The sequence below is a fragment of the Pontivivens nitratireducens genome (assembly GCF_011290545.1).
GTDB classification, from domain to species: Bacteria; Pseudomonadota; Alphaproteobacteria; order Rhodobacterales; family Rhodobacteraceae; genus Pontivivens; species Pontivivens nitratireducens.
The window spans coordinates 2,254,786-2,272,588 of record NZ_CP049811.1; the positions used below are offsets into that span (position 1 = coordinate 2,254,786).

At 62.2% G+C, this 17,803-nt stretch carries 16 protein-coding genes and 1 tRNA gene; 12 read left to right on the plus strand and 5 right to left on the minus strand.

Translation table 11 applies throughout. The features are described from left to right. Position 1 precedes the first annotated feature (1 nt). The 3 genes from fdhF to G8E03_RS11160 all read right to left on the minus strand — a co-directional run bounded on the left by fdhF (position 2) and on the right by G8E03_RS11160 (position 4,275). Positions 2-2,761 (minus strand): formate dehydrogenase subunit alpha, encoded by a 2,760-nt coding sequence (gene fdhF, locus G8E03_RS11150; protein WP_166191753.1) that lies wholly within the window; start codon positions 2,759-2,761, stop codon positions 2-4. 177 nt (positions 2,762-2,938) lie between these two features. Beyond that, a complete protein-coding gene (locus tag G8E03_RS11155) occupies positions 2,939-3,547 on the minus strand; it encodes a glutathione S-transferase (protein WP_166191757.1) in 609 nt (202 codons plus the stop codon). A 116-nt stretch (positions 3,548-3,663) separates the two neighbouring features. After that, entirely contained in the window at positions 3,664-4,275 is a 612-nt protein-coding gene (locus tag G8E03_RS11160) for a TetR/AcrR family transcriptional regulator (RefSeq protein WP_205793073.1), read from the minus strand. Between the two features lie 181 nt (positions 4,276-4,456). On the opposite strand from G8E03_RS11160, the gene G8E03_RS11165 reads away from it, so the two are divergent. The 3 genes from G8E03_RS11165 to G8E03_RS11175 all read left to right on the plus strand — a co-directional run bounded on the left by G8E03_RS11165 (position 4,457) and on the right by G8E03_RS11175 (position 8,298). Further along, positions 4,457-4,906: a (2Fe-2S)-binding protein gene (locus G8E03_RS11165; protein ID WP_166191763.1), complete on the plus strand. Its 450-nt coding sequence runs from the start codon at positions 4,457-4,459 to the stop codon at positions 4,904-4,906. A gap of 2 nt (positions 4,907-4,908) precedes the next feature. Beyond that, positions 4,909-7,200 (plus strand): xanthine dehydrogenase family protein molybdopterin-binding subunit, encoded by a 2,292-nt coding sequence (locus G8E03_RS11170; protein WP_166191766.1) that lies wholly within the window; start codon positions 4,909-4,911, stop codon positions 7,198-7,200. A gap of 126 nt (positions 7,201-7,326) precedes the next feature. Beyond that, positions 7,327-8,298 (plus strand): HWE histidine kinase domain-containing protein, encoded by a 972-nt coding sequence (locus tag G8E03_RS11175; RefSeq protein WP_205793080.1) that lies wholly within the window; start codon positions 7,327-7,329, stop codon positions 8,296-8,298. A 22-nt stretch (positions 8,299-8,320) separates the two neighbouring features. On the opposite strand, the gene mtaB is transcribed toward G8E03_RS11175, so the two are convergent. Both mtaB and dapF read right to left on the minus strand, forming a co-directional pair. Further along, positions 8,321-9,580 (minus strand): tRNA (N(6)-L-threonylcarbamoyladenosine(37)-C(2))-methylthiotransferase MtaB, encoded by a 1,260-nt coding sequence (gene mtaB / locus G8E03_RS11180; protein ID WP_166191772.1) that lies wholly within the window; start codon positions 9,578-9,580, stop codon positions 8,321-8,323. Beyond that, on the minus strand, positions 9,577-10,389 hold the full coding sequence (dapF, locus tag G8E03_RS11185) for a diaminopimelate epimerase (RefSeq protein WP_166194144.1): 813 nt from the start codon (positions 10,387-10,389) through the stop codon (positions 9,577-9,579). The genes mtaB and dapF overlap by 4 nt, the downstream gene beginning before the upstream one ends. 154 nt (positions 10,390-10,543) lie before the next feature. Between dapF and G8E03_RS11190 the strand changes: the two genes are divergently transcribed. The 9 genes from G8E03_RS11190 to metA all read left to right on the plus strand — a co-directional run bounded on the left by G8E03_RS11190 (position 10,544) and on the right by metA (position 17,744). Next, positions 10,544-10,619: transfer RNA gene (locus G8E03_RS11190), tRNA-Lys, on the plus strand. 211 nt (positions 10,620-10,830) lie between these two features. Continuing rightward, positions 10,831-10,986 (plus strand): hypothetical protein, encoded by a 156-nt coding sequence (locus tag G8E03_RS11195; RefSeq protein WP_166191775.1) that lies wholly within the window; start codon positions 10,831-10,833, stop codon positions 10,984-10,986. 133 nt (positions 10,987-11,119) lie between these two features. After that, the gene (locus tag G8E03_RS11200; RefSeq protein WP_166191778.1) at positions 11,120-12,106 is read left to right on the plus strand and encodes a peptidoglycan-binding domain-containing protein; all 987 of its coding nucleotides are present in this window, start codon (positions 11,120-11,122) and stop codon (positions 12,104-12,106) included. A 7-nt stretch (positions 12,107-12,113) separates the two neighbouring features. Then, the gene (locus tag G8E03_RS11205) at positions 12,114-12,974 is read left to right on the plus strand and encodes a DMT family transporter (protein WP_166191781.1); all 861 of its coding nucleotides are present in this window, start codon (positions 12,114-12,116) and stop codon (positions 12,972-12,974) included. Between the two features lie 63 nt (positions 12,975-13,037). Then, on the plus strand, positions 13,038-13,574 hold the full coding sequence (gene ppa / locus G8E03_RS11210) for an inorganic diphosphatase (RefSeq protein ID WP_166191784.1): 537 nt from the start codon (positions 13,038-13,040) through the stop codon (positions 13,572-13,574). Between the two features lie 266 nt (positions 13,575-13,840). Further along, complete coding sequence (locus tag G8E03_RS11215; protein WP_240910334.1) at positions 13,841-14,863, plus strand: OmpP1/FadL family transporter; 1,023 nt, start codon at positions 13,841-13,843, stop codon at positions 14,861-14,863. Between the two features lie 122 nt (positions 14,864-14,985). Next, a complete protein-coding gene (locus G8E03_RS11220) occupies positions 14,986-15,876 on the plus strand; it encodes a DMT family transporter (RefSeq protein ID WP_347340498.1) in 891 nt (296 codons plus the stop codon). Between the two features lie 32 nt (positions 15,877-15,908). Continuing rightward, positions 15,909-16,793 (plus strand): ATPase, encoded by an 885-nt coding sequence (locus G8E03_RS11225; RefSeq protein ID WP_166191793.1) that lies wholly within the window; start codon positions 15,909-15,911, stop codon positions 16,791-16,793. Between the two features lie 30 nt (positions 16,794-16,823). Beyond that, positions 16,824-17,744 carry a homoserine O-acetyltransferase MetA gene (gene metA, locus G8E03_RS11230; RefSeq protein WP_166191796.1) on the plus strand — a complete coding sequence of 307 codons (921 nt, stop codon included), beginning with the start codon at positions 16,824-16,826 and terminating at the stop codon, positions 17,742-17,744. Positions 17,745-17,803: the final 59 nt, after the last annotated feature.

A 17,803-nucleotide genomic window follows, 5' to 3' on the forward strand; every position in this document is an offset into this window, starting at 1 on the left:
GCTACTGCACCGCCTCGACCTCCACCGCTTCGACCTTGCAGGCTGAAAACTTGAACTCGGGGATCTTGCCGTATGGGTCCAGCGCCGGGTTGGTCAGCACGTTTGCCGCCGCCTCGACAAAGGCGAAGGGCAGGAACACCATGTCCGGCGCCACCGCGCGGTCCGCCCGCGCCATCAACTCGACAGATCCGCGCCGCGTCGTCAGCCGCACCATGCCCCCCGGCGCAGTTCCCAGCTTGCGCAAGGTGGACGGATGCAGCGAGCAATTTGCCTCCGGCTCCACACCGTCCAACACGGTTGAGCGGCGGGTCATGGAACCTGTGTGCCAATGCTCCAACTGTCGCCCGGTGGTCAGGATCATCGGGTAATCCGCATCCGGCACCTCATCAGGCGCGATGACACTGGCCGGGGTGAATTTCGCGCGGCCCTGCGGACGGGGAAATGCATCGCCGAAGACCACCGCCTCACCGGGCTGGTCGGGTCCGTGCACCGGATATGTCACGGCATTCTCATGCTCCAACCGCTCCCACGTGATGTTGTCCAGACTGCGCATGTTCCGCTTCATCTCACTGAAAATCTCGGACGGATGGGTGTAGGGCCAATCCAGCCCCAGGCGTCGCGCCAGTTCTGTGGTGATCCACCAATCCTCACGCGCGTCGCCGGGCATCGGCACGGCGGGGCGGCCCATCTGCACCTGTCGGTTCGTGTTGGTGACGGTGCCGGTCTTCTCCGCCCAGGCGCTTGCAGGCAGGATCACATCCGCGAAGTTCGCGGTTTCCGTCAGAAAGATATCCTGCACCACCAGATGATCCAGCCTGGCCAGCGCATCGCGGGCATGTTCGACATCGGGGTCTGACATCGCGGGGTTCTCGCCCAGAATATACATGCCGCGAATGTCGCCCGCATGAACCGCGTCCAGAATCTCGGTCACAGTCAGTCCGTCTTCCCCACTGAAATCGCCGGAATTCCACACCTGGGTAAAGGCGGAGCGGACGCCATCATCACCCACGCTCTGATAGTCGGGCAGGAACATCGGCACCAGTCCGGCATCCGAAGCGCCCTGCACGTTGTTCTGCCCGCGCAGCGGGTGCAGGCCGGTCCCCGGTCGCCCGATATGACCGCACATCAATGCGAGTGAGATCAGGCACCGCGAATTGTCCGTGCCATGGATGTGCTGGCTGATCCCCATGCCCCAGAAGATCATGCCCGCCTTGCCGCCTGCGAAATCCCGCGCGACGGCGCGTAGGGTCTGCGCGTCAATACCGCAGAGCGCGCTCATCTTCTCCGGCGTGAAGCCCTTCAGATGCGCGACCATCGCGTCGTAATCTTCGGTCATCGCCTCGATATATTGCCGGTCGGCCAGCCCCTCCTCGACGATCACGTGCATGATCGCGTTGAGCATGGAGACATCGGCACCGGGGAGGAATTGCAGCATGTGGGTCGCGTGGCGTTTCAGGGCCTGCCCGCGCGGATCCATCACGATCAGCTTGCCGCCACGCTTCGCGAACTGTTTGAAGTATGTGGCCGCAACCGGATGGTTTTCCACGGGATTCGCGCCGATCACGATGGCAACATCCGCGTTCTCGATCTCATTGAATGTGGCCGTTACGGCACCCGATCCGACATTCTCGATCAATGCCGTGACGGATGAGGCATGGCACAGCCGTGTGCAGTGATCGACATTGTTGTGGCCAAAGCCCTGCCGGATCAGCTTTTGAAACAGATAGGCTTCCTCGTTCGAGCACTTGGCCGAGCCGAAGCCCGCGATCTGCCGCCCGCGCCCCTTCATGCCATCGGCGGCGAAGGCCAGCGCCTCCTCCCACGTCGCCTCACGGAAGGTGTCCAGCGGCCGCGCCGGATCGACGTTCAGCCCCTTGGGCATCCCCTCGCGCCGGATCAGGGGTTTGGTCAGACGGTGATCGTGACTGATATAGTCGAAACCGAACCGCCCCTTGACGCAGAGGCGGTTTTCGTTCGCCGGGCCGCCCGCACCATCGACATAGACGATGCGGTCCTCCTTGATCTTGAACGATAGCTGGCAGCCGACGCCGCAATAGGGGCAGACGGATTGCACCTCCCGGTCGTAATCGGCGCTGTCGCCCACCTGACCGGCATCGACGATTGTGGCGGGCATAAGCGCCCCGGTCGGGCACGCCTGCACGCATTCGCCGCAGGCCACGCAAGTGCTGTCCCCCATCGGGTCATCGAAATCGAAGACGACCTGCGCGTCATGCCCCCGCCCCGCCATGCCGATCACGTCATTGACCTGAACCTCGCGGCATGCGCGGACACACAGGTTGCAATGGATGCAGGCATCCAGATTGACGCGCATCGCCACGTGACTGTCATCGAGCAGCGGGATCCGGTCCACCTCGATGGTGGGATAGCGGCTGTGCGCAATGCCCTGCGCGTCCGCCATGTCCCAGAACTGGCTGGAGCGATCATGCGCCGCCGCCCGATCCGGCTGATCGGCCATCAGCAACTCGATCACTCCCTTACGCGCCGCGATGGCACGGTCAGAGGCGGTTCGGACCTCCATCCCTTCCGTCGGCTCACGTATGCACGCGGCCGCCAGTACCCGTTCGCCCGCGATCTCAACCATACAGGCACGACAGTTCCCGTCGGGGCGATAGCCGGGTTCGGGGCGGTGGCACAGATGCGGGATCCGTAGGCCGCGACCGTTCGCGACTTCCCATATCGTGTCCCCGGCGGCGGCGGTCACAGTCTGCCCGTCCAGCGTGAAGGTGATGCGATCGGTCATGGGGTGCCTCCGGCAAATCAGTGGGCTGATTAAAGCACCGACGGCCCCCGGGGGGAATGCGCATCACGACCCCAATGCGGCCATTTGCGCCAACCGGCCAATCCGTTCAGGCGGGCTGCAACGTTTCAGACTGGTTTGTTTTGTCTGCGGAAGTGCACGCGGTGAACCGCGCCGGGATCACTCCACCGGCACCGTCGCCAGCATCGAGGGGCGCTGCGAAAACGTCTCGTACCACGCGGCGAGCGCGGGCCGCCCCTCACGCCACGCACCGACGGGTTGGCGAAAATCGAGATAGCCCAACGCGACGCCAATCGCGATCTGCCCCATATCGAGCGGACCATGCAGGTGAGCCAGCCAGCGGGCTTCCAGCGCATCCAGAGCGCGCACCACCTTCGCCACCTGCCCGTCGCGCCAGCCGTGATTCCACTGCGCCTCATCGCGCAGGCGCACCTCATAGACCCACAGCAGCGCCGCATCCAGCATTCCGTCCGCCGTCGCCTCCAACGTCAATGTCTCCCACCGGCGGGTGCCCGTGGGGTAGAGGTTCGTGCCCCACAGATCGTCGAGATAGGCGCAGATGACCCGGCTGTCATACAGCGCGGGGCCGTCGGGCCGAACCAGACACGGGATTTTTCCCAGCGGATTGACGGAAACCGGCAGCGTGCCGGGGCTCACAGCGGTTCCCGCCACGTAGTCGAGCGTCAGGGCATCGACCTGTCCGGCCTCATGCGCCAGAACCATTACCTTGCGGCAATAGGGGGATGTCTTGCTGTCGTAGAGTTTCATCGAATCGTCTTTCCGCTGGTTCGGGGGCTGCGATCATCGGTCAGGAACTACAATCGTCGGGTCACTGTGCGACGTCCTGATGCCTTCGGCGAGGATATTTGGAGAAAGTGAACTGGTCAGGTGCCATTCTGCCGTTGCAGCGCCATCGACTCGATGCCCCGGAACATTGCCCGCGCCGCGACCCGGACGGATGGCACGAATTCGGGCACGACATGTTGGAATTCCGGTTCGTTCATCACGGATTTCACGTGGGCCGGCGGGTGCGTCATCGGGTAGAGGCCCGCGACCAGCACGAAGATCATGCGCATACCGCGCCGGCTTTCCTCGGGCGTCCAGTGGGGGATCGCGCGTCGAATGGCCTGCGAGACTTCCTCGCTACAGGCGTTCAGGCGCCGCTTGACCGCGCGGATGGTGTCGCCGGTGATATTGTGTTCGAGCGTCGAGGCCATGCGGCTGGTCAGCAGGCACAATCGCGGGCGATCGGTGAACCCTTCCGAGATCAGATCCGAGACCTGATCGACATCCATCGGCCCCGTCACCACATCCGTCAGTGCCGCGCACATGACCTGCACGTCGGAGATCATCAACTCCAGCAGGATTTCCTCACGGCTTTCGAAATAGCGGTAGAGACCGGATTTGACGACGCCCGCCTCCTGCGCGATGGCGTTGAGCGAGGTGTCGTTGAACCCCTCACGATCCAGCACATTCGCCGCCGCATCGAGGATCATTCGACGGCGAAGCTCCTTGTGTTCGGGTGAACGGGCGCGTTGAAAGGACTGGCTCATGTTATCATACGTAATATGTCGGCCGTTGGTCGGCAAGGGAATTAAGGAACTGCGGTTCTCTTATTGACATTCGGCCCGCAGATGGCGTCTATCATTACATGACAGGTGATTGGAGGGTCAGGCAATGCGTTTGAACGTAAACGGACAGAATTACGAGATCGACGCGGACCCACAAATGCCTCTGCTCTGGGTCTTGCGGGATCTGATGAACATCAAGGGCCCCAAATTCGGGTGCGGCGTCGCCGCCTGTGGCGCGTGCACTGTGTTGATGGACGGACTGCCCATCCGCTCCTGCTCGTACCCGGTGGAACAGGCCTCGGGCCGCATCACCACCATCGAGGGGATTTCCGACGGCGCGACCCTGCATCGTGTGCAGGAAGCATGGATCGAACATAACGTGCCGCAATGCGGGTATTGCCAATCCGGACAGATCCTCGCCGCGGTGGCCCTGCTTGATGAAGTCCCACAACCCACGGATGCGGATATCGACACCGCGATGACCAACCTTTGCCGCTGCGGCACCTATCCGCGCATCAAGGCCGCGATCAAGGCCGCAGCCGGAATGGAGTCCTGAAGATGGCACGAAATCGCAGATCGACAGCAGGCAAGATCGTTCGCCGCACATTCCTCGGCCTGGGGGCGGCGGCCATAGGCGGGGTTGCCCTTGGCGTCTGGGCCGTCCGGCGCGAGGTGGACAATCCATTGAGCGCAGATGCGGGTGAGGCGGTCTTCAACCCCTATCTCAAGATCGCGGAGGATGGCACGATCACGGTCATCACCCCGCGCGCCGAAATGGGCCAGGGTGTGCACACGACCCTCGCCGCCATGGTGGCGGAAGAGCTGGACGTGGCGACGACGGACCTGACACTGGAAACGGGTCCGCCCTCGGCTGCCTATTACAACTCCGCCATGATGGCGGAGAGCGCATTCCCCCCGCATTTCGAACGCGGACTGGCGGCTGAGGCGCAGCGCACGATGATGGAAAGCATGGGCAAGGTGCTGGGGCTGCAGGTCACCGGCGGCTCCTCCTCGATCATCGACGGCTATGACAAGATGCGGGAGGCCGGTGCCACCGCCCGCGCCGCACTGGTATCCGCCGCCGCCGCCCGATGGGGCGTGGGTGCCGACACGTTGCAAACGGCGCAGGGCCGCGTCGTCCACCCGGCGTCCGACCGGTCGTTCAGCTATGGCGAGCTGGCCCTGGACGCCGCGACGGTCGAGGTGGACACACCCCGTTTGCGCGCGCGATCCGACTGGAAGGTTCTGGGCAAATCACAGCCCCGCGCCGAAATTGAGCGCAAGGTCACCGGCGCCCCCATCTTCGGCATCGACGTGGACCTGCCCTCCATGCTGTATGGCACCGTTGCGATCAGCCCCCGGTTCGGGGCGAAGGCGATCAGCGTGAACATGGACGCGGCGCGTGCCGTGCGCGGCGTGCAGGATGTGGTGGAAATCGACACCCAGACCGGCAGCGGGTTCGGCATCATTGCCGACAACACCTGGGCCGCGTTCGAGGGTGCGCGCGCGCTGGAGGTGGAGTGGGGACCGGCCACCTATCCCGCCGATGACGCCGCGATAGACGCCGCCTTGATTAGCGCCATAGAGGCGGAGCCGAGCCATGCGCTGATGGACAAGGGCGACGTCGATGCCGCCTTTGCCGATCCGCAGGGCACAGTGGTCGAGGCGGAATACGCCGTCCCCTATCTGGCCCATGCCACGATGGAGCCTATGAACGCGACGGCGCAATTCGCCGGCAACACCCTGACGATCTGGACCGGAACGCAGGCCCCCGGCATCGTCCAGTCCCGCTGCGCGCTTTTGGCGGGGATCGACAAGGAAAACGTTGTCGTCAATCAACTGTTTCTCGGCGGTGGTTTCGGCCGGAGGGGGGAGGTCGATTATTCCCTCTACGCCACGGCGCTGGCAATGCATGTGCAAGGCCGCCCGATCAAGGTGACCTGGACGCGTGAGGAAGACATGCGCCACGACACCTATCGCCCCGCCGCGCTCGGCCGGTTCCGTGCCGTGGTCCCGGCGAACGATGCGGCCACCGCCGTGGAAATGAAGATCGCGGCCCCCTCGATCATTGCCAGCGTGGTGGGCCGGACCTATCCCGACTTGCCGATGGGGGGACCGGACAAGTCGATTACCGATGGTGCCTACAATCAGCCCGTGATGATCGACAACCACCGCGTATCCGGACACGTTGCCGATATCGCTATTCCGACGGGTTTCTGGCGATCCGTGGGCAACAGCTACAACGGATTCTTCCATGAGGGGTTCATGGATGAAATGGCCGAGGCATCGGGGTTGGACCCCCTCGCCTTCCGCCTGGCCATGATGGGCGATGACGCGCGACTCGCCCCCGCTCGGCTGTGTCTGGAGAAGGTCTCGCAGATGTCTGGTTTCGCGCAGCCCCGCGCCGCAGGCAAGGGGATCGGCATCGCACATGTCCTCAGCTTCGGCAGTTGGGTCGCCATGGCGGTGCAGGTCGATACAACCGACGATATCCGGATCGAGAACGTCTGGATCGCCGCTGATCCGGGCACGGTGCTGGACCCGCGCAACTTCCGCGATCAGATGATCTCGGGCGCGATTTTCGGGTTCGGGCAGGCTCTTGGTCAGGAAATCAACTTTGCCGATGGGCGTGTGCAGCAGGAGAATTTCTGGGACTATCCCATGCTGTCCATGGGTCAGACCCCGAAGTTCGAGATCGAGATCCTGCAAAACGCCGACCATATCGGCGGCGCGGGTGAAATCGGCACGCCACCTGCGGCCCCGGCGCTGGCGGGTGCGATCTTCGATGCGACGGGCCAGCGTTTGCGCCGGATGCCATTCACTCGCGATGTGGCATTCCGGCAGGTATGACGCAATATTCCGCACCCCGGACCATCCGGGGGCGGCCTGATTTTTCCAACCTGGCGCACGGGGTCGCATCCCGGCACTTTTTCGCCAATATCGGACTGCGCGGACCCGGAAATGCCCGAAGCTCTATTGAACTACGAATCCCTGTTTCAGCAGATGTCGGTCCCCTTCGCAGTACTGGACCATGACCGCAGTTACCTTGCGGTCAACACCTGCTATACTGAGATGTTGATGCGCAGCGCCGAGGATTTGATCGGCAACAACATCTTCGATCTGTTTCCCGAAACGCTGGAGCGGCGCAGACGCGTCGACGCCGCCTTTCGCAAGGCCCTGGCCGGTCAAACGATCACCCTGAGCGAGGTCAGCTATCCGATCCCCGGCCTGACCGCTGATGCGGACACGCCCAGCCAGCTTTACTGGAATGTGCACTGCTCGCCGGTTCATGTCGCAGATGGCCGCGTGATCGGGTTCGGATTGCGGGTCGAGAACGTTTCGGAGGTCGTCCACGCCCGGCAGGTCAAGGACGCGATCGAGCATGAACTCAGGCACCGGGTCAGCAACCTTTTTGCCATGGTCAGCACCATTGCGCGGCGCACGGCCGCCAACCATCGCGATATCGACAGCTTTCTGCATGGTTTCCTGGCCCGCATTCAGGCTCTGGCTACCACGAACTCGCTTCTGACCGGCGACAATTGGGACGGCATGACCGTGCAGGCGCTGCTGGAACGGCAATTGGGCGGCTTCATGTCCGATGCCGGGCAGATCGAGATGCACGGACCGGAAATTCATCTGAGCGCCTCGGACGCTCAATTGCTGTCGATGGCGATTCATGAACTGGCGACGAATGCCGCGAAATACGGTGCGATAAGTGACACCGCCGGACACCTTACCGTCGATTGGCAGTTCACGCCGCAGGGAGGCTATTTCATCGACTGGCTGGAGGAAGACCTGAGCAATATCAGACCGGAAAAACGAGCCGGGTTCGGTACGTCCCTGCTGACCCGGATTTTGCCGAACCAGCTGAATGGCGAGGTTCAGCAGGATTTCGGCCCCGACTCGCATCATTTCCGTCTGACGGTCAGTGCTCCCCGCAAGGCCTGAGGCCGCGCCGCAAACCGCAGGTTCAGGCGATCAACTGACGGCCCGAAACGCCGGAAATTTCAACCTCGACGATCTCTCCGATGGGGTGCGGCGTCGTGAAGGCGACTTCGGTGAAGGCCTCCGTCCGGCCCATGTCCGCCGCCTCAGTCAGGACGCGGTGACGGCGGCCGATCTGCGCGTACAAGTGCCGCTGCACCATCCCGTCACCGATCGCCCGCAACCGGGCCGCGCGATCCTTGATCGCGGCCCGTGCTACCTGCGGCATCCGCGCGGCCGGGGTGCCCTGACGCGGTGAATAGGGAAAGACGTGCAGCCAGGTCAGACCGCATTCCTCAACCAGTTTCAACGAGTTATAGAACATGTCTTCCGTTTCGGTCGGGAAGCCTGCGATAATGTCCGCGCCATAGACAATATCCGGGCGGGCGCGGCGCATGTCCTCGCAAAACCGGATCGCATCATCGCGCAGGTGTCGACGCTTCATCCGCTTCAGGATCATGTCGTCCCCAGCCTGCAAGCTCAGATGCAGATGCGGCATAAGGCGCGTTTCGCTGGCGATCGCCTCGACCAAAGCGGGGTCGGCCTCGATGGAATCGATCGAACTGATCCGCAAGCGGTTGAGGTCAGGGCACAATTTCAGGATCCGCTGCACGAGGTTTCCCAACTGCGGCGCCCCCGGCAGGTCGGCGCCCCAGCTGGTCATATCGACCCCGGTCAGCACGACCTCGTTATAACCCTTGTCCACAAGTCTTTGAATTTGCTCCACGACCACACCGGCCGGAACCGATCGGGAATTGCCGCGTCCGAACGGGATGATGCAGAACGTGCAACGATGGTCGCAGCCATTTTGCACCTGGACGTAAGCGCGCGACCGCGTGCCGAATCCGTCGATCAGATGGCCCGCCGTTTCGGTTGCCGACATGATGTCATCGACAATGACCTTCTCGGTCTTCCCAATGAAGTCAGGCCCTTGCGCGATGTTTTTCCACGTGTCCGGCTGCATCTTCTCAAGGTTGCCGACGACTTTCGCGACCTCCTCCATTCCGGCGAAGGTTTCGGGTTCCGTCTGGGCGGCGCATCCCGTCACGATGACCTGCGCGCCGGGATTGTCACGCTTCAACCGTCGGATCGCCTGCTGCGACTTGCGCACAGCCTCCGCCGTGACGGCGCAGGTATTGACGACCACGGCATCGCGCAGCCCCGCCTCGGCGGCCAGCTCCTTCATCGCTTCGGTCTCGTAAGCGTTCAGCCTGCACCCGAAATTCGAAAACACCGGAGCGTTCATCCGCGCCACACCCCATCGAAGACATAGGCCACCGGCCCCGTCATCCACACACCGTCATCGCGCCAATCCAAATGCAGTTCCCCGCCATCCAACCGGATCGTGACCGCCCGTTCCGTCAATCCCCGCCGATGCGCGGCCACAGCAACCGCACAAGCGCCGGAACCGCAAGCGAGGGTTATCCCGGCCCCACGCTCCCATGTGCGCTGACGCAAGGTATTGCGGTCAAGCACCTGAACAAACTCGACATTCGTTCGTTCGGGATAGAGCGGATCATGCTCCAACCGGGGTCCGACCTCGGCAATGGGGGCGCTGTCCGCGTCCTCGACGAACAGCACGCAATGGGGGTTTCCCATGCCCACGGCGGACGGTGCGCCCGGCAATGGCAGCGCGTCGAGCGACACATCGCGCGACAGGGGAATCTGTGCCCAATCCTCGACCGGCTGTCCCATGTTCACACGGATCAGGTCACCTGACCGCTCACATGGCAGCGCACCCCGTTCCGTGCGCAGAACCAGAGAGGTCGCGTCAGCCTCGCGCATCAGCAGATCCGCGACGCAGCGGGTCGCGTTGCCGCAAGCTCCGGCCTCTGATCCGTCAGTGTTGTAGAATCGCACCTGGGCGTCCGTCGCATCATCATCGAGGATCAGTGCCAGCTGATCGAATCCAACGCCCCTGTGCCGGTCACCCATCGCACGGATGGTCGCGATATCCGGAACGGCCCGTGCGCCGCGTCCGTCGATCACGACGAAATCGTTGCCAAGGCCGTGCATCTTGAGAAACGGCAGGGATATGGAGGCGTCTTGTGTCATGTGCGCGATATACGCCGCGAACCGGCACAATGCCAGAGCCACGCCATGCACCGCGAACATGCCTGACATTTTCACGACATGTATTTTCCTTGCTGATGGCGCGGAACTGCCCTTGACCCCCCCGATGCACCTTTGTAGGTACACGCTCATTGGCGGGCCCTTAGCTCAGTTGGTAGAGCAACTGACTTTTAATCAGTGGGTCGCAGGTTCGAATCCTGCAGGGCTCACCAATCTTATCCTTTCGCAGGATAGCACGACCTCAGGCACATTCTTGATCTATTCAGGACAGCATTTACGCTGCTGCCGTGTGGCGAAGTGATCCATATGCAACATATATCTCCGCTCAGAATGTCATCTATGTAATGTTAACATTTTCCCCGGATGAAAAAGACAGTATGCATAAGTTAATCACCGATCACCGACACAAGGGATCCTATCAAGATGACACGGCTTTTCTGTGGATTATTCCTGACCCTGATTCTCTCGGCATGTAACGTCGATCTGGTTCTGCCGCTTGAGGATGAGGACGACGGCGTCGTCACCGTCATCGACCTGAACGCCCGGACGCAGAACCGCGCTGTCGTCAGCGATCAATGAGGGTCATGGGCTGTCGGCCCATGGTAGGCTTGTCGCATGGACGTGCTGACTCTATAGATTCTGCACCCTTTATGCAGGAACAGGATTTGCCTGACGTTTCGACGGTACGCTTCATAACGGACGGGCGGCACATATGAAGATCACGCGCATTACCTTGCTATTCGGCACCAGCCTTCTGGTCATGGCCTGCGACATGCCGCTGCCGCAGGCCGTCGCAGATCCAGGTGAGGCCCAGCCAGTCTCCCCCAATGCGGCCGCCGATCTGTCCGGCTTCGCGTCCACTGCGCCGCTGTCGACCAGCGGGCCGGAAAATGCGCTGCCCGGTCAGTGCTACACGCAGGTAACGCGCCCCGCCCGGTTTGAGACGGAAACCCGTCAGGTCCTCGAAACCCCGGCCAGCGCCGAGTTCGAGGTCATTCCCGCCACCTATCGCACCGAAACGGTGCCCGTCGTGGTTGAGGAAGCCTACACCCGGGTGGATCTCATTCCCGCCGTCTATGAAACGGTGATGGACACCGTGATCGTCGAGCCTTCGCGTGAGGTGACGTGCACCATACCGGCCGAATACACGACCGTTGCGGAACAGGTGCCCGTGCGCCCGTCCTATCGCAACTGGGTGGCCTCGAACCGGTTCTATCCCACGGGGACGTCCGCCCTGGGCGGCACGGTGATCGGCAACCGGACACTGGCCAGCGGCGCGGTGGAGACATTGGTGGAATTTCCGCCGGAATTTGAAACCGTCAGCCGCCGCGAACTCGTCCAGCCCGAACGGACGGTGGAGGTGGTGGTTCCCGCCGTCACCCGCCAAGTGGAGCGTGAGGTGGTCGCCACGAACGAACGTGTGATCCGCAAGGAAGTCCCCGCCACGTTCCGTGAGGTGTCCACCCCGGTTCAGGTGCTGTCCGCCTGGGCAAACGTGGTCTGCGACAGGGATTACAACCCCACGCTGGTGCGTGCGCTGCAACGCGCACTCGCGGAACAGGGTGAGTATCCCGGTGCGGTGGACGGGATCATGGGGCCGGGCACGCGACGGGAGCTCCGCGCCTATCAGCTCGACCTCGGCTACGATACGCCTGCCCTGAAGTTGGAGGCTGTCCGCGCCCTCCGGCTGACGGCCTGATCCTGACATGAACGCATTGTTGCAGGCTGTCTTCTGGGTGGCGGGGGCGACGTGCTCGTTCATAGCCATGGCTGTGGCGGGGCGTGAGGTGTCGCGTGAGCTCGATACATTCGAGCTGATGCTCTACCGCTCACTGATCGGGATCGTCATTGTTACTTCCGTCGCCGCGCTGACCGGCAATCTGCGAAACATCAACACGCAGCAGATGCCGCTGCATCTGACGCGCAATATCGGGCATTTCACCGGCCAGAATCTGTGGTTCTTCGCCGTCTCCACCATTCCGCTGGCACAGGTCGTAGCGTTGGAGTTCACGACGCCTCTCTGGGTGGCGCTGGCCGCACCCTTGATTCTGGGTGAGCGGATGACATGGTTGCGCGGGTTCGCGGTCTTCCTGGGTTTTCTGGGCGTTCTGATCGTCGCGCGCCCCGACGAACTGGTGCTGGAGCCGGGCGTTCTGGCGGCTGCCGGCTGTGCTGTCGGCTTCGCGATCACGTTCCTCGCGGCGAAGTCGCTGGCCCGTACGCAGACCGTGACCTGCATCCTGTTCTGGTTGTCGGTCATGCAGGCGGTCTTTGCCCTGATCCTCGCCGGGTTCGACGGCGACATCGCGCGCCCTTCTATCGGAGTGCTGCCCATTGTGGCCGCTGTTTCAGTCACGGGACTGCTGGCGCATTTCTGCCTGACGCGCGCGCTTCAGATCGCCCCGGCCAGCGTGGTTTCGCCGATGGAGTTTGCGCGCCTGCCCTTGATCGCGATCGTCGGCTACCTGCTCTATGACGAACCGTTCGCACTGGCCATCCTGATCGGTGGCGCCCTGATCCTGACCGGCAACACCATCAACATCGTTCAGAGCAGCCGTGGACATTGAGGCGATTGCGCCCTTGTTCGCCTCATGCTACCCGACCCGTAACCTGACCCGAAGGAGTGCATAATGAACCTCGACAAGATCCCCGCAGGCAAGAATCCCCCCAAGGACATCAACGTCGTGATCGAGATCACCGGCGGCGCCGCAGGTGGCGCGCCCGTGAAATACGAGATCGACAAGGAGTCCGGCGCGGTCTTCGTCGATCGGATCGTCAATACGCCGATGTTCTACCCGTGCAACTACGGCTTTGTGCCCAATACCCTGCACGCGGATGGTGATCCCACCGACGTTCTGGTTCTGACGGACTTTCCGTTGCAGCCCGGCACCGTGATCCGCTGCCGCCCTGTGGGCGTGCTCAAGATGGAGGACGATGGCGGCATGGATGACAAACTCATCGCCGTCCCGGTTGAGAAGGTCGATCCCTTCCAGGCGAACGTGCAGGATCTGGGCGATATCGTTCCCAAGACGCTGGACCGGATCAAGCATTTCTTCGAGCACTACAAAGATCTCGAAGAGGGCAAGTGGGTCAAGGTCATCGGCTGGGGTGACAAGGCCGAGGCGGAGGAGATTCTGCAAGGGTCCATCGACGCGATGTCGAAATAATCAACACAACCCCTGGATGAACGTGACGCCGCCCTGACACCGGGGCGGCGTTTTCGTTGTGATCGCGCAACATAATTTCAATCCCGCGCGCAGGTGACGTGGCGTTCAATATTGACCGCGTGCGGCGTGACCGATCACAGTAATTTTATCAATAACCAACGACTTGCATAAGCAGGCGTTCATTTTCCCTAGGGGGGATAGACATGACTTTCACAGCAAAATTGCTGGGTGCGACCGCGACCGCAGCGCTTTTCACCTCTGCCGCAATGGCAGGCGGGCTCGACCGCTCCGGCCAGCCGGTCAACGCGCTCTTCGAGGAAGGCCGCCACCTGGAATTCTCCACCGCCTTCGTTCGGCCGAGCCTGGATGGTGTCGCCACGGGCGGCCGTCCCACCGGTGAAGGCCCCGAAGATTACACCCTGCTTGGATTCGCCTATAAGGACGATATCAACGATCAGCTTTCCTATGCGATCATCTTCGATGAACCATATGGTTCGGATACCAAATACCCCGCAACCGGCACCACGGCATATAGCGGTATTACATCCGAACTTAATTCATATGCTCTGACAGGTCTTTTGCGCTACGAAATGCCCAGCGGGTTCTCCGTCTATGGTGGCCTCAAGATGCAGAGCCTGAATGCAGAGGCGGCAATTCCTGCAGCGGCCTACACCGTATCCACCGACACGGATTATGCGCTCGGATATGTCGCCGGTGTTGCATATGAACGCCCAGAGATCGCGCTCCGCGTGGCGCTGACCTATCATTCCGAAGTCGATCATGAAAACAGCACCACGGAGACCGGCCTATTTCCCACGGCCACAAACAATCTGAAGACCACAACACCCGATGCAATCAATCTGGACTTCCAGACTGGTGTCGCGCCTGGCACATTGGTGTTCGGTCGCATCCGGTGGGCGGATTACTCCGAATTCGAACTGGCACCAGAAATTTATACATCGGGATTCGGCTCGCCGCTTTCGTCCTATGAGGATGACTCGGTGTCCTACACGCTGGGCATCGGCCGCGCGATCACCGAGAATTTCTCCATGGCGTTTTCGGTGAACTACGAGGACAAGGGGCCGACGGAGGATTCCTCGGCGCTGTCTCCTCTGAACGGGCGGATCGGCTACACGCTCGGCGGAACGTACACGATGGACAATGTCAGCATCACCGGTGGCATCAGCTATACCGATCTGGGCGACACGACCGTCGACAGCCCTGAGACAGCTGAATACCGTGACAACGATGCGATCGCACTCGGCCTGAAAATCGCCTTCAAGCTCTGATCCATTTCAATACCCATTACGAAAGGCCCGCCCCACCGGCGGGCCTTTTTCGTATGCGCATGTTTCGGGTGGTGAGGCATCATCGCCGGGGGTAGCGTCTGCTGATGATGCAACAACGTTCCATGTCAAACGCCGCCTGGGGCCAGCTGATCCTGCTGGGTCTGATCTGGGGCGGCTCCTTCTTCTCCATCGCGCTGGCCCTGCGCGAGGTCGGCGTTCTGACCTCGGTCACGCATCGGGTCGGATGGGCGGCGCTGGTGTTATGGGGGCTCGTCATCTTGCGCGGCCACGCCCTGCCCCGGTCTGCGCGGGTCTGGATCGGGTTCGCGGGGATGGGGCTGCTGAACAACGTGATCCCCTTCACCCTGATGGCCTGGGGGCAAACGCAGATCGAGACGGGCCTCGTGTCGATTCTGAACGCCACAACCGCGATCTTCGGCGTGCTGGTCGCAGCCGCCTTCCTGCGCGACGAACGGGTGACCCGCAGCAAGGCGATGGGCGCGCTGCTGGGACTGGCCGGGGTGGCAACGATCATGGGCTGGCAGGCCCTGACCGGATTCGATCCGCGCAACCTGGCGCAACTGGCCGTGCTGGCGGGAACACTTTCCTACGCCTTTGCCGGGACATGGGCGCGGATCATGCTGAAGGGATTGCCCCCTGAACTGGCGGCGGCAGGCATGCTGGGCGCGTCGTTTCTGATAATGCTGCCACTGGGTTGGGCGATCGAGGGCTCACCCTTCGTCGCGGTCAGCTTCACCGCCGGGGCCGCGATCGCCTATTACGCCATTGTTGCGACGGCGGGGGCGTATCTGTTGTACTACCGCATTCTGGATATTGCAGGTTCCGGCAATCTGTTGCTGGTCACCCTGATCATTCCCGCAGTGGCCATCGTTCTGGGCGCGGTGTTTCTGGGCGAAAGCCTTCCTGCGCGGGCCTTTGCGGGTCTGGGATTGATCGCCCTGGGCCTCGCCGTGATCGACGGGCGGCTTTTCAAGCCGTTCGCCAACCGCTAATCGGAACCCGACACATGTGTAGGAGCCGCCAGATGTACTATCCCAACGCCGCCGCCTGGCAATCCGCCGAGCATAAGCGCGTCGCGCTGTTCGGCATGTCCGGCTTGGGCAAGACCCATGTGGCGGACATGTTGCGCGGCACCGGTGACTGGTTCCACTACTCCGTCGATTACCGGATCGGCACGCGCTACATGGGCGAACACATCGTCGATAATTTCAAGCTGCACGCGATGAAGGTGCCGTTTCTGGCGGAATTGCTGCGTTCGGACTCGATCTATATCGGCTCAAACATCACGTTCCAGAACCTCGATCCGCTGTCCACCTATCTGGGCAAGCCCGGCGACCCGACGCGCGGCGGCATCCCCATCGAGGATTACCGCACCCGCCAGCAGCAGCACCGCAAGGCGGAGATCGCCAGCCTGATCGACGCCGTGGATTTCGCCCAGCGGGCTCAGACGATCTATGGCTATCCGAATTTCGTCTGCGATACCGGCGGCTCGATCTGCGAGGTGGTGGACCCCGACGATCCGAACGATCCGGTGATGTCGGCGCTGACCTCCGCCATGCTGCCGGTCTGGATCGAGGGGTCCGAGGCGCATGTTGACGAACTGGTCCGACGCTTCGACCGTCAGCCCAAACCGATGTATTACCGCCCCGAGGAACTGGAACAGAACTGGGCCGCCTGGCTGGAACGGACCGGCGATGCCCCTGATGCCGTTGATCCCGATGCCTTCATCCGGTTTTCCTACCGCCGCGTCCTCGAAACCCGGCAGGACCGCTACGCCGCGATGGCCCGGCACGGGGTCACCGTCACCGCCGAGGAGATATACGCCCTGCGCTCCACCGACGATTTCGAAACCCTGATCGCGCAGGCCCTGCAACGCGCCCCGCTTGCGCAATCCAGCCGCAACACCTAGACCAATCCTCCCCGAACAGGAGCCTGTCCGATGCCCATAAGAATCCCCTCTGCCCTGCCCGCCCACGACGTGCTGCAGTCCGAGGGTGTCATGGTGATGTCGAATGAGGACGCCGAGCGGCAGGACATCCGCCCGCTGCAAATCGCGCTGCTGAACCTGATGCCGATGAAGATCGAGACGGAAACCCAGTTCGCGCGGCTGATCGGTGCGACGCCGCTGCAAATCGACCTGACCCTGATCCGGATGAGCGAGCATCAATCCCGCCACACCGCCCCCGAACATATGGAGGCGTTTTATCACCCGTTCGAGCAGATCGCCGAACGGCGGTTCGACGGCTTGATCATCACCGGCGCGCCTATCGAACGTCTGGACTTCGAGGAGGTCAGCTATTGGGACGAGCTGCGCCGCATCTTCGACTGGACCCAGACCAATGTGCATTCGACGATGGCCGTGTGCTGGTCCGCGCAGGCGATGCTGAACCACTTCCACGGGATTGCGAAACATGCGTTGCAGGCCAAGGCCTTCGGCGCGTTCCGGCATGTCGTGCACGATGCGACCTCGCCCTATCTGCGGGGCTTCTCGGACAATCTGGTCGTTCCCGTCAGCCGATGGACGGAGGTTCACCAGGCCGATGTCGATGCTGTCGCCAGCCTTAACACCCTGATCTCCTCACCCGAGGCCGGCCCCTGCCTGATCGAGGAATCCGGTCGCCGTGCGCTCTACATGTTCAACCATCTGGAATATGACAGCGAGACTCTCAAGGGTGAGTATGACCGCGACATCGCGGCAGGCAGGCCGATCAATGTGCCGATGAACTACTATCCCGGGGACGATCCGACGCAACCGCCCGAGAACCGCTGGCGCAGCCATGCCCACTTGCTTTACGGCAACTGGATCAACCAGATCTATCAGACCACACCGTTCGGGTGGACGGACAATGCTGCCGGGTGACTGGACTTGCGCCGTCAAAGCTGCACCTTTCGAGGGGCGGACAGACTTCACAAACAGAC

Bases quoted from the DNA above. Each gene is read 5' to 3' on its own strand.
- fdhF (WP_166191753.1), bottom strand. From the start codon at position 2,761: ATGACCGATCGCATCACCTTCACGCTGGACGGGCAGACTGTGACCGCC.
- G8E03_RS11155 (WP_166191757.1), bottom strand. From the start codon at position 3,547: ATGAAACTCTACGACAGCAAGACATCCCCCTATTGCCGCAAGGTAATG.
- G8E03_RS11160 (WP_205793073.1), bottom strand. From the start codon at position 4,275: ATGATCCTCGATGCGGCGGCGAATGTGCTGGATCGTGAGGGGTTCAAC.
- G8E03_RS11165 (WP_166191763.1), top strand. From the start codon at position 4,457: ATGCGTTTGAACGTAAACGGACAGAATTACGAGATCGACGCGGACCCA.
- G8E03_RS11170 (WP_166191766.1), top strand. From the start codon at position 4,909: ATGGCACGAAATCGCAGATCGACAGCAGGCAAGATCGTTCGCCGCACA.
- mtaB (WP_166191772.1), bottom strand. From the start codon at position 9,580: ATGAACGCTCCGGTGTTTTCGAATTTCGGGTGCAGGCTGAACGCTTAC.
- dapF (WP_166194144.1), bottom strand. From the start codon at position 10,389: ATGACACAAGACGCCTCCATATCCCTGCCGTTTCTCAAGATGCACGGC.
- G8E03_RS11195 (WP_166191775.1), top strand. From the start codon at position 10,831: ATGACACGGCTTTTCTGTGGATTATTCCTGACCCTGATTCTCTCGGCA.
- G8E03_RS11200 (WP_166191778.1), top strand. From the start codon at position 11,120: ATGAAGATCACGCGCATTACCTTGCTATTCGGCACCAGCCTTCTGGTC.
- G8E03_RS11205 (WP_166191781.1), top strand. From the start codon at position 12,114: ATGAACGCATTGTTGCAGGCTGTCTTCTGGGTGGCGGGGGCGACGTGC.
- ppa (WP_166191784.1), top strand. From the start codon at position 13,038: ATGAACCTCGACAAGATCCCCGCAGGCAAGAATCCCCCCAAGGACATC.
- G8E03_RS11215 (WP_240910334.1), top strand. From the start codon at position 13,841: ATGGCAGGCGGGCTCGACCGCTCCGGCCAGCCGGTCAACGCGCTCTTC.
- G8E03_RS11220 (WP_347340498.1), top strand. From the start codon at position 14,986: ATGTCAAACGCCGCCTGGGGCCAGCTGATCCTGCTGGGTCTGATCTGG.
- G8E03_RS11225 (WP_166191793.1), top strand. From the start codon at position 15,909: ATGTACTATCCCAACGCCGCCGCCTGGCAATCCGCCGAGCATAAGCGC.
- metA (WP_166191796.1), top strand. From the start codon at position 16,824: ATGCCCATAAGAATCCCCTCTGCCCTGCCCGCCCACGACGTGCTGCAG.